Origin of the sequence: Hyphomonas sp. BRH_c22, from assembly GCF_000961795.1 — a bacterium.
In the GTDB taxonomy this organism is placed as follows: Bacteria; Pseudomonadota; Alphaproteobacteria; order Caulobacterales; family Hyphomonadaceae; genus Hyphomonas.
In genome coordinates, this window is record NZ_LADU01000075.1 from 37,001 (window position 1) to 49,392 (window position 12,392).

Annotated in this window: 12 protein-coding genes; 5 read left to right on the forward strand and 7 right to left on the reverse strand. The window is 65.1% G+C overall.

Annotation, left to right across the window (positions count from 1 at the left end):
* Nucleotides 1–144 precede the first annotated feature (144 nt).
* Nucleotides 145–1,575, forward strand: a complete 1,431-nt coding sequence (locus VR74_RS10000) for an EAL domain-containing protein (protein ID WP_299950084.1) — start codon at nucleotides 145–147, stop codon at nucleotides 1,573–1,575.
* Here the strand turns inward: VR74_RS10000 and VR74_RS10005 are convergent.
* Nucleotides 1,572–1,949, reverse strand: coding sequence for a DUF983 domain-containing protein (locus tag VR74_RS10005; protein WP_045696374.1), 378 nt, complete (start codon nucleotides 1,947–1,949; stop codon nucleotides 1,572–1,574). The two genes, VR74_RS10000 and VR74_RS10005, sit on opposite strands and share 4 nt — an antisense overlap.
* Nucleotides 1,950–2,131: 182 nt before the next feature.
* Between VR74_RS10005 and VR74_RS10010 the strand changes: the two genes are divergently transcribed.
* From VR74_RS10010 to msrB, 3 genes are read left to right on the forward strand one after another with little or no spacing between them, the layout of a single operon-like run.
* Complete coding sequence (locus VR74_RS10010; RefSeq protein ID WP_045696376.1) at nucleotides 2,132–3,076, forward strand: prephenate/arogenate dehydrogenase family protein; 945 nt, start codon at nucleotides 2,132–2,134, stop codon at nucleotides 3,074–3,076.
* Complete coding sequence (locus VR74_RS10015) at nucleotides 3,073–3,312, forward strand: DUF2164 domain-containing protein (protein ID WP_045696378.1); 240 nt, start codon at nucleotides 3,073–3,075, stop codon at nucleotides 3,310–3,312. The genes VR74_RS10010 and VR74_RS10015 overlap by 4 nt, the downstream gene beginning before the upstream one ends.
* A 56-nt stretch (nucleotides 3,313–3,368) precedes the next feature.
* Entirely contained in the window at nucleotides 3,369–3,893 is a 525-nt protein-coding gene (msrB, locus tag VR74_RS10020) for a peptide-methionine (R)-S-oxide reductase MsrB (protein WP_045696380.1), read from the forward strand.
* Between the two features lie 2 nt (nucleotides 3,894–3,895).
* On the opposite strand, the gene VR74_RS10025 is transcribed toward msrB, so the two are convergent.
* Genes VR74_RS10025 through VR74_RS10040 form a run of 4 tightly spaced genes read right to left on the reverse strand, consistent with a single transcriptional unit; the run spans nucleotide 3,896 to nucleotide 8,686 of the window.
* A complete protein-coding gene (locus VR74_RS10025) occupies nucleotides 3,896–5,101 on the reverse strand; it encodes a M23 family metallopeptidase (protein WP_045696382.1) in 1,206 nt (401 codons plus the stop codon).
* On the reverse strand, nucleotides 5,101–5,739 hold the full coding sequence (locus VR74_RS10030) for a hypothetical protein (RefSeq protein WP_299950088.1): 639 nt from the start codon (nucleotides 5,737–5,739) through the stop codon (nucleotides 5,101–5,103). The genes VR74_RS10025 and VR74_RS10030 overlap by 1 nt, the downstream gene beginning before the upstream one ends.
* A 2-nt stretch (nucleotides 5,740–5,741) precedes the next feature.
* Nucleotides 5,742–6,371 (reverse strand): hypothetical protein, encoded by a 630-nt coding sequence (locus VR74_RS10035; RefSeq protein ID WP_045696383.1) that lies wholly within the window; start codon nucleotides 6,369–6,371, stop codon nucleotides 5,742–5,744.
* Between the two features lie 2 nt (nucleotides 6,372–6,373).
* Nucleotides 6,374–8,686 carry a S8 family serine peptidase gene (locus VR74_RS10040; RefSeq protein WP_299950090.1) on the reverse strand — a complete coding sequence of 771 codons (2,313 nt, stop codon included), beginning with the start codon at nucleotides 8,684–8,686 and terminating at the stop codon, nucleotides 6,374–6,376.
* A gap of 83 nt (nucleotides 8,687–8,769) precedes the next feature.
* On the opposite strand from VR74_RS10040, the gene cobB reads away from it, so the two are divergent.
* A complete protein-coding gene (gene cobB / locus VR74_RS10045) occupies nucleotides 8,770–9,495 on the forward strand; it encodes a Sir2 family NAD+-dependent deacetylase (protein WP_045696385.1) in 726 nt (241 codons plus the stop codon).
* On the opposite strand, the gene VR74_RS10050 is transcribed toward cobB, so the two are convergent.
* Together VR74_RS10050 and VR74_RS10055 are read right to left on the reverse strand one after the other, a co-directional pair.
* Nucleotides 9,492–10,922 (reverse strand): PAS domain-containing protein, encoded by a 1,431-nt coding sequence (locus VR74_RS10050; protein WP_045696387.1) that lies wholly within the window; start codon nucleotides 10,920–10,922, stop codon nucleotides 9,492–9,494. The genes cobB and VR74_RS10050 overlap by 4 nt on opposite strands.
* Nucleotides 10,919–12,392 (reverse strand): cellulose synthase subunit BcsC-related outer membrane protein (locus tag VR74_RS10055; protein ID WP_045696389.1); only part of this gene is annotated, 1,474 nt, incomplete at its 5' end. The genes VR74_RS10050 and VR74_RS10055, both read right to left, overlap by 4 nt.

Below are 12,392 nucleotides of genomic sequence, written 5' to 3' on the forward strand. Positions count from 1 at the left end.
TTGAAGTTAACCCGGACAGTGATGTTTCCATGTCCGGCGCAAGCGTTCGTGCACCGGGAGACATTAGAAGAGCAGGCCTAAAGACAGAGTCAGGGCTGCTTCGATGTCAAATTCAATTCCGGGTCTTTCGGGCGAGGCAGGCGCATGAGCGTGCTGTCCGCAATCCTCCTCGCCAACATCTCGCTGGCACTGCTGGCCGCGATCATCCTGTGGCAGGGCACGCGTCATACGGCCCAGCTGGCCGCCGTGCGTGAACAGTTCGCCCAACTGTCCTCGACAGACCCGGTGACCAAGCTGCCCAATCGGGCCACCCTGCATGACCGGCTGAGTGCCGCGCTGAGCGAGGATGGCCCCGAGCCCGCGCTGATGGTGATGGACCTGGACGGGTTCAAAGTGGTCAATGACACGCTGGGACACGAGACCGGCGACGAACTCCTGAAGGCCGTCGCCATGCGGATGACCAGCTGCCTTCACGAGAAGGACCTTCTGGCCCGTGTCGGCGGCGGGGAATTCGCAGCCCTGATCACGCGCCCCGACTCGGTCCACCGCGCCACCCAGACGGCGCAGTCGATCGACAAGGCCATGTCGGCGCCCTTCCGCATCCGTGAGGATGTGATCAATATCAAGGCCAGTATCGGCATCGCCCCCGCCAGGCAGGACGATTCGCCTGCGACGGAAATCCTGCGGCGCGCCGATGTGGCGATGTTTGCCGCCAAGAGCGAGAAGCAGGAAAGCATCCGCGTCTATTCGCCTGAAATGGACGAGGCGCTGCAATTGCGCCGCACGATCAATTCCGAACTCGACCTGGCGCTGATGAACAACCAGCTCCAGCTTGTCTATCAGCCGCTCGTATGCGCGCGCACCGGCAAGGTGATGAGTGCCGAGGCCCTGATGCGCTGGCCGAGCAAGCCGGGCCAGGCAGGCTCACCGGGCGTATTCATTCCGATCGCCGAGGAAAGCGGCCTGATTTCCAAACTGGGCGCCTGGGCGCTCGACCAGGCCATGCTGGAAATCAAGCGCCAGAAGACCATCCCGATCGCCGTCAATGTGTCGCCGGTCCAGTTCCGGGTCGATGGCTTTGCCAGTAGCGTTGAAGCCGCGCTTGAGCGTCATGGCATTGCCCCGAACCTGCTGCACATCGAGATTACCGAAGGCGTCCTGATCTCACATACGGGTGAAGCCCAGCGGACCATGAAACGACTGCGCGAACTGGGAGTGAAGGTCCTGCTCGACGATTTCGGCACGGGCTATTCCTCGCTGAGCTATTTGCAGCAATTCGAATTCGATGGGCTCAAGATCGACCGGGCCTTCATCCAGCAGCTGGATATCGGGCCAACCGGCCGCCAGTTGCTGAAATCGATCATTGCCCTGGGTCACAGCCTGAACATGAAGGTCGTCGCCGAAGGCGTCGAAACCGAGGACCAGGCCGCGATCCTGCAATTGCTGGCATGCGATTTCCTCCAGGGCTATGCGCTCGGCCGCCCGGATGCCGCCGACAAGCTGCACGGTGTGAAGCGGCCTGAAGAACTGCTCGGAAGCCTGCATCGCAATGGCGGCTGGAGCGCGGTGAACTAGCGGTGCTTGATGTCCGAGGCGGTTACCTGTTCGGCATCATGGTGAAGCTGGAGGTTGAGCAGGACCGCCTTGGCGATGGGCAACAGGATGAGGCAAAGCCCGATCAGCGCCGCGCACAGAACAGCGAATGCGATGGCCTTGGCGACGACCGGCAACGGGCTCATCGGCAGCAGGAACAGGAACGGCGCGAGCAGGACCAGCACGCCGAAACCGACGAAGAATGCCGGGCCATCGGCCGTGTCGGCTGTGGTCATGTCGCGTCCGCAGACCGGACAGGCCATGTTCAGCTTGAGATAGCCGGAATACAGCTTGCCCTTGCCGCACCGGCCGCAGCGCAGGCGAAGACCCGCAAGGATGGGGGACGAATTCGGCATGTCATTCTCCGCTAACTGCTTCTTTATGTAGTAAGGCGCGGCCAGATGTAACCCGCGCCAAACCGTCGCTGCGGCCATTCTGCGGCCGCCCCGGCCTGCGATTAACGCGCAACCGCACTTGACCTCGGCCCTGCCTTTGCACACGAGAACAGCGCAGATTGCCTGAACACGAGTGCCGCCACATGCCTGAACCTGTCTTTTCATCGATCGCTATTGTCGGCGCCGGCCTGATTGGCGCCTCGATTGCGCGCGCTGCCGGCGAGTATGGCGCGGCAGGATCTGTCAGCCTGTATGATGCCAGTGACGATGTGCGGCGCCGGGCCGGCGAACTGGGCCTCGGCGAAGTGGCGGAGACACTGGAAGCGGCGGTGGCGGAGGCGGACTGCGTCATCCTGTGCGTGCCTGTGGGCGCTCTGAGCGCGGTTGCGGCAGCCACCGTGCCGCATATGAAGGCCGGGGCCATCCTGACCGATGTCGGCTCGGTCAAGGGCGAAGCGGCCGTGGCGCTGGCGGCGGCCGGTGACGGACGGGTTCACATCATCCCTGGCCACCCGATTGCCGGTACCGAACAATCCGGCCCGGAAGCGGGATTTGCGAGCCTGTTCAAGGGGGCCTGGCATATCCTGACGCCCGGCAATGACACGTCAGACGGCTACATGGCGGCCGTCGATGCGCTGACGCGCTTCTGGCAGGCGCTTGGCGCCAAGGTGGAGACAATGGATGCGGCGCGCCATGACCGCGTGCTGGCGATTACCAGCCACCTGCCCCACCTCATCGCGTTCAACATTGTCTCGACCGCGTTCGACATGGAGACCGTGGAACAGGGCGAAGTGGTGAAATACTCGGCCGGCGGCTTTCGCGATTTTACCCGTATAGCGGCCTCCGACCCGGTCATGTGGCGCGACGTGTTCCTTAACAACAAGGACGCCGTGCTCGAATGCCTGGGACGGTTTTCCGAAGACCTGGCGGCGCTGCAGCGCGCCATCCGCTGGGGCGACGGCGACATGCTGATGCGCGAATTTTCGCGGGCACGGACGATCCGCAAGGCGATCATCGACGCCGGGCAGGATTCCGGCGCGGTGAATTTCGGGCGCAATCCCTTGCCGGAGCCCGGGTCGGAGGCGTGAAGGAGATCACGCTGACCCCGGAGCGCCGCGACGCGCTGTGCCGCCTCGTCCGGCAGAAATTCCGGACCGAGTTTGACGAGCAGTTGAGCGAATTCCGGGCCGGTGAAATCGTCGACCTGATGCTGAAGGCCCTGGGCCCGGCGGTTTACAACCAGGCCGTCCAGGATGTACGGGCGCATCTGCAGGGCAAGCTGGATGACCTGGACGGGGAAGTCTGGGTCGATGACAGCATCTGACGGGCTCACGCGCTTGTGTGTGTCGTGTGTATGAACCGCTTGCTAGGCAGGAACGTATGACACGCATGGCACACAGATTTTCCCGTCGCACCCTTCTCCTGTCAGGCTCGGCTGCGCTGGCCGTGGCGGCCTGTTCTTCCGCGGGCGCCGACAAGTCCGAACCTGGCGAGACAGCTGACGCCTATGCCGGGAATGAATGGCGGGCCCTGACCGAGGACCAGTGGCGCGAGCGCCTGGAACCGGCAGCGTTCAACGTGCTGCGCAAGGCCGATACCGAGCGCGCCTTCACTTCGCCGCTGAATGCGGAAAAACGTGACGGCACCTATCATTGCGCCGGATGCGACCTGCCCCTGTTTTCGTCTGCGACAAAATTCGACAGCGGCACCGGATGGCCGAGTTTCTACGATGTGCTGCCGGGTGCCATGGCGACCAGCCTGGACCGCAAGCTGATTTACACACGTACCGAATACCATTGTGCGCGCTGCCTGGGACACCAGGGTCACGTGTTCGATGACGGCCCCGCGCCGACGGGGCAGCGCTGGTGCAACAATGGCGTCGCGCTGGCCTTCAGGCCCGCCTGAGCCTATTCGACGATTTCCATGCCTTCGGGAATGACGAAGGGAACGGAGGCGACCGACAGGTTCTGTTCGACCTCTTCGCCCCGACCGCTTTCGCGCCGCTCATAGGCCTCAACCAGTGACAGATAGGGCGGGACATGGATCCAGCCCATATCAGCCGTGTTCTGGACGATTTCGAAGTGCAGGTGGAACGTGGTGGCCGAGCCGCCGAAATCGTTCGAGACATAGCCGAGCGGCTGGCCCGCGGTGACGGCGTCGCCTGTCTTCACCTTAAGTTTGGCCATGTTGAGGTGGAGGTATTTGTAGATACGGCCACCGGCGCGAAGACTGACCGAATAGGACCCGACATTCGAGATCACGCCGTCTTCGACAGCGACGGCTTCATGCAGGGTGCGGTCGGCCGGGGAGGCCTGGCGCAGGCTGTTGCACTGGGCGGGCGTGCCGACGCGGATATCCTGTCCCTGGTGGATTTTCGGGGCCGGACACAGGGGAGACCCGCGATTGGCACTGCGCGTTTCGCAGAAATTGTCACGCCAGGGATAGGCGTAGTTGCGCGCGTCGCACTGGTCGCCGCCGCCAACGCCGCCGCCAAAGGTGAAGACCTGTGACTGCAGGTAGGCCGGAGTACCCGCGATCGGGAAGACGATGTCCGGCGCATGGACGATCTGGTCAATCGAGCCCTGCCCTGTGCCGGGCAGCAGCGCGCCGGGCGCATGATAGCTGAAGACCGGCTCCGGTGTGGGCTCGGGCTCGGGAGGTGTCACGGGGTCGACAGGAGGGGTGTCGAGCGTGTCGGTGGTGTCGGCCGGGGGTGTAACGGGGTCGTCGACCGGCTCGGTGACGTCCGGCACCGTGTCGCCCGCATCCGGCGCATCGGCCGGGTCTGTCGCGGGTGGCACATCGGCGGGCGTGTCATCGGGCACGTCGACGTCCGTATCTGGCGAGGTGACCGGATCATCGGCCGAAACCGGGTCGGTGTCCGGCGTGCCGGTGTCATCAGGCTTATCCGGCGCGGACGTGCCGGTGTCGCCATAGGGGTCGTCGACGGGTGTGCCGGGAGGGGGCGGTCCGGGCGCCCCGGGGGGGACAGCGGGACCGGGTTCAGGCGTACTGGGGGGCGGGCCGCCATCACCCGGAAACCGGATGAAATCGCACGCCGCCAGACCCGTCAGGGCAAAGGCTGCCAGGACGAATGAAGCCTTCTTCAGCATTAGCGTGTCCCCGCGATAACCAGTTTGCGCGCGATCTCCAGCGCTTCGTCTTGCGTGATGCAGGTCGGGGACGCGCCCGTCATATTCTTGCATTCGAATTCGATCAGATAGTCTGCGCCGTAACGCGAGAACACGACCTGGGCCCCGGACGCGGTCGATTCAAAGGCCGGTTCGGTATCGACGCCTGCATGGGGCTCATCGCCTGCACCGATGATTTCGTTCGTGCCGTTGACCACGATGTCATAGTCGACGCCGGGATAGGTCGCGAAATAGCCGTCGCTCATGGGCTGGAACTTGACGCCGCCTTCAGCCGACTGGGGCACGACAATGCCGGTGGGCAGGAGAACCGGGACGGGCGCGGCTGCAGCGCCGGACTCGACCTGGAAATTGCCCTGCGCGCGCTGGTCGCTGGGCACTGAGGCCATGTCGCGGCGAGCTGCTTCCCAATCGATGCCTGCCGTGTTCTCGACCGCCTGTGGCCGGACCACAAGGTCTGGCTCGCCCGGTGTCAATTCGGCTGTTTCAGTGGCCGGGTCGGCGGGGGCTTCCGACGGCGAATCCGGCGCTTTCAGCCGATCACACCCCGTCAGGGCGAAGGCGAGGACCGCCGCAAGGGCGATCATGCTGGACGTGTTCATTATCAGTTTTCCTTCCCGGGATGGGCAACATAGTCGGGATCGGCATAGGCCACCCCTTCCACAGCCATGATTTTCTCCTGCACCAAACGGATTTCCGAACGGGTCGGTTCCACACCCATCGGCATCTGGTAGGACAGCCTGACCTCTCCGGAATAGCTGGCGCCGACGAGCGAGAAATCCCGGAGCGCGGGGGTGCGCCGGACATAGTCGTCAAACGCCTGCTGCGCTGCGGCGGGGTCTTTCTTGTAGAGACGGGCCACCGAATCGATTTCGGGCGCGCCCTTGATGCGCACGATGAAGATGACTTCAGCGCCCTGTGCCTGGGCCGTGATCACGTTCGGACCGGCCTGTTCAGGCCGGAGGGCGGGATCGTCTGACGGGATCCCGGCCGGATCGCGCCGTGACGGAACATCCGGCAGGGTGCCGATCAGCGGGTCAGACCCCCGATCCACGCGGGAATCTGGTTGAGGCGCTGATTGCATATCCGCCAGGCCCGAGAGCGGCACGACCGGCTGGTCAGTACCATCCGGCGAGCCGGCAAGGACGAAGAGGCCGGTCGCACCCGCAAGCAATGTGAGGCCCGCAAGACCGAGCGGGCCGCCAAAATGAAAGGGGGAGCGAACGCCCGCCATGCCTATTGGGCACCTCCGCCGGAATTGACCGGCGGCACATTGGCGAGATTGAGCAATCCGCCGCACGGCCGGGCACACATGTCCGGGCTGCCCGGAATGGGTGTCGTGCCGGGATAGAGCGCGCATGACCCTGAACACTGGAGCGGTTCACGCGTATCGAGGGCGGCAATCAGCGTGGCTTTCAGCTCCTCTGCGGTGGCCTCAGGTGTGCGGGCCTTGAGCAGGGCGAGCGCGGCCGAGACATGCGGCGCAGCCATGCTGGTGCCCTGTTCATAGGCGTAGAAGCAGGTGTCGACGCCTTCACCGGTGACCGGATCGTAGCAATTACTGGCCGCCTTGGTCGACAGGACACCATCCGGACGCCCGTCGCCATTGTCGTCGCGGGTGAGGTCGCCGCCCGGCGCTATGACGGTCACGTTCGGCCCGAAATTCGAGTAGGGCGCGATCTGGCCGCGCGCATCGCCTGCCGCAACCGAGATGACATTCTGGCAGCCGCCTGGCGCGTAATACTGCGTCGAGACGCGCGCATTGCCGGCTGCAGAGACCACGATCACGCCGCGCTCGGTGACGGAATCGATCGCGTCCTGCAGCGAGGCTGGACAGAATTCGAACAGGCCGATGGACAGGTTGATGATGTCGGCCGGGTTGTCATTCCACACTTCGTTGCCTTCAGAATCCTCTCCGGGGATCAGGCCGCCGGCCCAGCGGATGGAATCATTGATGTCAGACAGGCGGCCACCGCATTTGCCGAGCGCGCGCACCGGCACGATCTTCACGTTCCAGGCACCGCCGACCACGCCTGTGGCATTGTCCGCAGCGGCTGCGCCAATCGTGCCGGCCACGTGCGTGCCGTGGAACGTGTCTGCCGCGAAAGGCTGGGAAGGATCGCACATATCGCCCGGATCATTGGCATCGGCGTCGCGGCCATCGCCGTCATTGCCCATGCGCGGATCGGAAACCATGTCCCAGCCGGGCGCCACATTCGGCGAATCCTTGATGTCGGGATGCTGCATCTGCAGTCCGGTATCGACAACGGCGACGATGACATCGCTGGAGCCTTTATTGGCCTGCCGGGTCCAGAAATCCTGGAAGCCCGCGCCGCCAGGCGACGTGCCTTCGTCCGTGCCATTGTTCTGGAAGTTCCATTGCAGGCTCCAGAGCGGGTCATTGGGCGTGACGTCGGTCAGCGTGACAGGCGTTTCAGGCGTGTCGCCGGGAATGGCATCGGCGGGCGTGGTCGTGCCGGTACTGGTGCCCGGACCGGTCTCGCGGGGACGCCGGACGAACTGGTTCTGGAAGATATAGTCCTTCTCGACATATTCGAACTGTCCCGATGCGCGCAGGTCTTTCACGATACACTCGGTTGCAAGGGCCGCGTTCGACTGCACCGTCACAAGGTCGGTCGAATCCGGGCAGCCGGCGCCGCTGTCGACCGCGAGGAAGCTGGCTTGCGTTGCCGCGAGCTTCTCGGGCGTGAACTGAGTCGGATCGGCACCATCGGCGCCGATCTGGATCACCATCTGGCCTTCGCGGGACAGGGCAACCTGCCCGTCCATGCCGTATTTGGACAGCGTATCGAGCATCACGGAATTGGCGTCCTGCTGCTTGCGGATCGCATCACCGGTGATGACCGAACGGCGCGCCAGCTTTCTGGCTTCGAGGGTTCGGGGCGCCGGAATGGCAGCCTCCATCGTCCGGGGCGCAAGGCTGCGGGTTCGGGCGACGGGTACAGGCTCTGCAGCGGCGGTCTGTTCCATATCGCGCGTTGCCTTCGCAATCTCTTCGCGGGTTTCCTCGGGCGCAGACGGATCGAGCTTGACCGTCGGCATGAGGCGCGCCGGGCGGATATCTCCCATGGCGGCTGGCGGTGGCGGAGCGGCCATGACAGGCGCATCGTCCGCAGCACCGGGAGCCATTTCCATCATGGCTGCGTCCGGTTCAACCTCCTCGAAGAACTCTTCTTCTTCCATGAACAGGACGTCTTCCTCGTCAAGAGCGACGGATACAATGTCCTTGGGTTTCGCAATGATCGAGCCGATGGCGAACATGGCGCGCTCATTCTCGGCCTGGAAGGCGATCTCGTTAACGACGGTGCCGGCAATGGCCCGGTCCATGACGGAGGCGGCAAGCAGGGTCTGCTCGGCGCCCGGCTCGACAACGGCGCGGCCGCTGATCTGGTCGAGCGTGGCGCCTGCGAGTTCGCGGGCCCGCTCCAGCCGCGTATTCTGCTGGTCGCAGGCGGCGAGCACCAGAAAGCTGGTAACAAGCGCACCGATTGCATATCTGGTGGTTTTAGCGGTCAGGTTCGGCAGCATGTCAGAATGTCCCCTACAATTGCCAACTTAGCCCCCGGTCCCCTACATTAACCGTGTGTTTAGATTATGACGAGGCCGCCCACATGTCCAATGCTTACGCACAGCGCGGTGTCGTTGTGCTTACCGGTGCCGGAATTTCCGCAGAAAGCGGGCTCGGCACATTCCGCGATGTGGATGGCATCTGGACCAAATACCCGCTCGAAGACCTGGCCACGCCGGAGGGCTTTGCGCGCAATCCGGAATTCGTTCAGGGATTCTACAATGCGCGCCGGGCGCAGCTGAAGACATCCAGACCGAATGCCGCCCATCTGGCCCTGTCCGAGCTTGAGGCCGCCCTGCAGGCTGCCGGGCGCCGTTTCACGCTGATCACGCAGAATGTCGACCACCTGCATGAACAGGCGGGAAGCCAGAACGTGCTGCACATGCATGGCGAACTGCTGAAAGTGCGGTGCGAAGCGTGCAGAGGTGTGGTGCGCTGGCCCGATGATATCGGCGTCAGGACGCCCTGCCCCACCTGCGAAGCCGTCGGCCTGATGCGCCCGCACGTCGTCTGGTTCGGCGAGATGCCGCTCTACATGGATGAAATCGAAACAGAACTTGCCCGGGCCGACCTGTTCGTGTCGATCGGGACCAGCGGGAATGTCTATCCGGCGGCCGGTTTCGTGCAGCTGGCGCGCCGGGCCGGGGCGCGGACGCTGGAGCTGAACCTCGAACCCTCGGACGGGGCGAGCTTTTTCGACGAGGCGCGCTATGGCAAGGCGAGCGAACTGGTGCCGGACTGGGCGAGCGAGATAATGCGGCGGCTTTAGCCGGCGCGGACGTCCGGCAGGGTCAGGCCGCCAAAGGCATTGCGCAGCGCGCTGCCATCGACCGGCTCGGTGGTCTGGACCAGCACGATCCGCTTGACGCGGCCGTCAACGCCCGCAATCGCACGGCCGCGCTCGACAACCTGCACCCAGAGGCCGGATGACATGCGGATACGCATGCGGTGGACGAGTTCCGACTGCGTGCCTTCGAGCATGGCCTGGTAGGCCTCACGCGCGGCAAGGCGGTCGTCCGGGTGGATGCGGGCGATCCAGTCGAAGATCTCCTCCGACGCCGGTTCGTCGCCCTGCGAGAACATGTCGGCCCAACCTTCGGAATAATCGACGACGCCGTCTGCCACCGACCAGTCGATCACCCCGGCGGCCAGCAGGTCGCAGGTGATCTCGGCGCGGGCGGCAATCAAGTCTGCGTCGCGGACGTGGCGGTCATGACGCTGCCATTCGTTCTGGACGACCGAGATGGCGAGCAGGACAGCCAGGATGGAGGCCCCGAACAAGGCGAGGAACTGGTAGCGGCGCGCGGCGAGGACCGACAGGACCGAGGGCGCTTCGCCGACATAGGCGACCTGGAGCATGCCACCTGCGACGGCCCGGGTTTCCACGAAGGTTCCGCTTTGCTGCCCAGACACGCGGCCGGCGGCTGAGGATTCATCGGCATGGAGCGGAGGCCAGCCAAGGGCGGAGCCGACAAGAGCCGCATCGGCCTGGTCAAAGGCGCGCTGGTCTCCGGCGGCTGTCAGGACCGCGTCGCCGTCCCGGTTGAGCAAGGCTGCGCGCCAGCCATTTCCGGCCGCCGCACCGATCTGCAATGCGGACTGAAAGGCGTCCTTGCGGAGCACCAGGGCGGCCTGAACGGGCTGGCCATCCGGCATTGGCAGGTCGCGATAATAGGCGGCCCGGCCTTTCGACACAGGGACGAGTTCAAGACCGAGGAGTTCATTGCCTGCTCGGCGGCTGGACGGCCGGGGGCCGATGGTGCCCGCCACATCCGCAGGCAGCTGCCCGAACACCGACACCGCTTCGCCGCGCGGGCTGAACACTATGATCGCCGTAACAGGCGTGGGAGCGAGACGCTCACTCACGCTCGCCTTGAGGGTCCGTTGCGCAGCGGGCGAGGCGCCCTCGGCCAGCGCAGCCGCGATGAGCGGCGCCGCTTCCAGTGCCGCCGCATCGAGCCGGGCAGTATCGGCCTCCGCCGCGACCTGGCCGACGGCAGCCGCCTTCGTCAGCGCACTCCGGTTGGCCTGCGTATCCTCGCGGACGACCTGCAGCGAATAGATCAGCATACCGAGTATGCAGCCGATCAGCGCGGCGGCCTGAACGGCGCGCATGAGGAAGGGATCGCTGCGTTCCAGCCTGCGGGTGAGCTGTACGCCGCGATTGGGGCGCTCGGAGGGGGCGTTTGTATTCATGGCTGTACCCAGGAAGCGGAATTGAACGGATCGTTCGGCAGGTCTGTCCGCACGAGGCCTGCGCGCCCGCCCGGCACCCAGGTCAGCGCGAGGCCGATGCGAACGTCTTCATAGGCCTCAGACGCAATGGCCGAGAGGTTTGCCGAGATGATGACATCGGAATTGACACGCCGCGCGATGGCGAGATCGAGGGCGCCTGCGATGCCTGTGCTGTCACTGCCGCCGACAAGCGGCTGAGGGCCCGGCAGGAGCGGGTTGGTGCGCGCAGGATCCTCTTCAACCGTCTCGTGGGCGAGAGCAATATCCGCCTTGGCGATCCAGTTTTTGAGCGGATCGGTCTGGGCATTGGCCGACCAGCCCGCGCGATGGAAGGCCTGCGGGCTGAAATAGCCGCCATGGCCGGGCGTGAAGAAGTTTGTGTTCCTGTCATAGGACTGGAACTGGTAGAACGGCCCGGTGACGAGATAGGCAAAGCCGTCGCGCCGGATCGAGCGGGACGCGGAAATGCCCGCCGAGACGACCGTGTTGGATGCGACATTCTCTCCCTCCAGCTGACCGGCAGACAGGTCTGCCTGAACGGCGTGCAGCTTGCCGACCGGCAGGCGGGCACGGACCGATGCGCCCGCTTCCGTGACGCGCCCGAACGTATTACCGCCGGTGTCCTGCTGGCCGGCGAGGGCAAGCACGCTGTCGGCTTTCGGGCGGACATAGGCGCGGGCCTCGACGGCGCGGCCTGCCGATTCATGCGCAATCGCGATCTCTCCGGTGAGGACCGGATCCGCATCGGCGCCGACTGGCATCAAGCCAATGCGCGCGGCGAGGCTTGTGTCGCCTTCCCGGCTCCATGCGAGGTAGGGTGCGGCGAGGGTTTCGCGCGAGGCTGCACGCGCAGGCGAGGAGCTGGCGCCGGGATCGAGCGTGTAGACGGCGATGCCGGCCTCGAGGCGGTGGGCGCCGCGGGTGGTGCCGAAAGATGTCGTGGAGACAAAGCCGCGCAGACGGTTCTCGCCGCTGGTTCCGCCCTGGCTGCGGGCCGTAACGGCCTGGCGATACCAGGTGCGGTCGACTCCTTCTAGCGCGCCATAGGCATCCGGTGCGTGGGCGCGGGCGGTGAGGTAATCGCCCTGATTGAATGCGGCCGCCGCGTAGCGCGCAGTGACCATTGCCCCAAGCGGGCCGCCCAGCGTGCGCGCGAGGGCCGCGGCACTGTCCAGATCGCCTGACTGTTCTGCGGCCAGCGCGTAGCCTTCGGCGGCTTCCGCGTCCGGGCGTTCAAGATAGAGGCGGCTGAAGGCACCCGCCGCTTCGGTGGCATGCCCGAGCTGAAGATCAGACCATGCGGCGCGCATGAGGCCCGCGCGCTGTGTGGGTGCCCGGCTGGCGGCCTGTTGCGCGAGGCTGCGGGCCTGATGGAAGTCGCCCGCCTCATAGGCGGCGCCTGCGCCATCCAGCAGCGCGCCACCGGAAACG

What these genes read in the sequence shown, in the direction of transcription:
- VR74_RS10030 (WP_299950088.1), bottom strand. Translation starts at nt 5,739, where the DNA reads ATGAACACGTCCAGCATGATCGCCCTTGCGGCGGTCCTCGCCTTCGCC.
- msrB (WP_045696380.1), top strand. Translation starts at nt 3,369, where the DNA reads ATGACACGCATGGCACACAGATTTTCCCGTCGCACCCTTCTCCTGTCA.
- VR74_RS10000 (WP_299950084.1), top strand. Translation starts at nt 145, where the DNA reads ATGAGCGTGCTGTCCGCAATCCTCCTCGCCAACATCTCGCTGGCACTG.
- VR74_RS10035 (WP_045696383.1), bottom strand. Translation starts at nt 6,371, where the DNA reads ATGGCGGGCGTTCGCTCCCCCTTTCATTTTGGCGGCCCGCTCGGTCTT.
- VR74_RS10010 (WP_045696376.1), top strand. Translation starts at nt 2,132, where the DNA reads ATGCCTGAACCTGTCTTTTCATCGATCGCTATTGTCGGCGCCGGCCTG.
- cobB (WP_045696385.1), top strand. Translation starts at nt 8,770, where the DNA reads ATGTCCAATGCTTACGCACAGCGCGGTGTCGTTGTGCTTACCGGTGCC.
- VR74_RS10025 (WP_045696382.1), bottom strand. Translation starts at nt 5,101, where the DNA reads ATGCTGAAGAAGGCTTCATTCGTCCTGGCAGCCTTTGCCCTGACGGGT.
- VR74_RS10050 (WP_045696387.1), bottom strand. Translation starts at nt 10,922, where the DNA reads ATGAATACAAACGCCCCCTCCGAGCGCCCCAATCGCGGCGTACAGCTC.
- VR74_RS10040 (WP_299950090.1), bottom strand. Translation starts at nt 8,686, where the DNA reads ATGCTGCCGAACCTGACCGCTAAAACCACCAGATATGCAATCGGTGCG.
- VR74_RS10005 (WP_045696374.1), bottom strand. Translation starts at nt 1,949, where the DNA reads ATGCCGAATTCGTCCCCCATCCTTGCGGGTCTTCGCCTGCGCTGCGGC.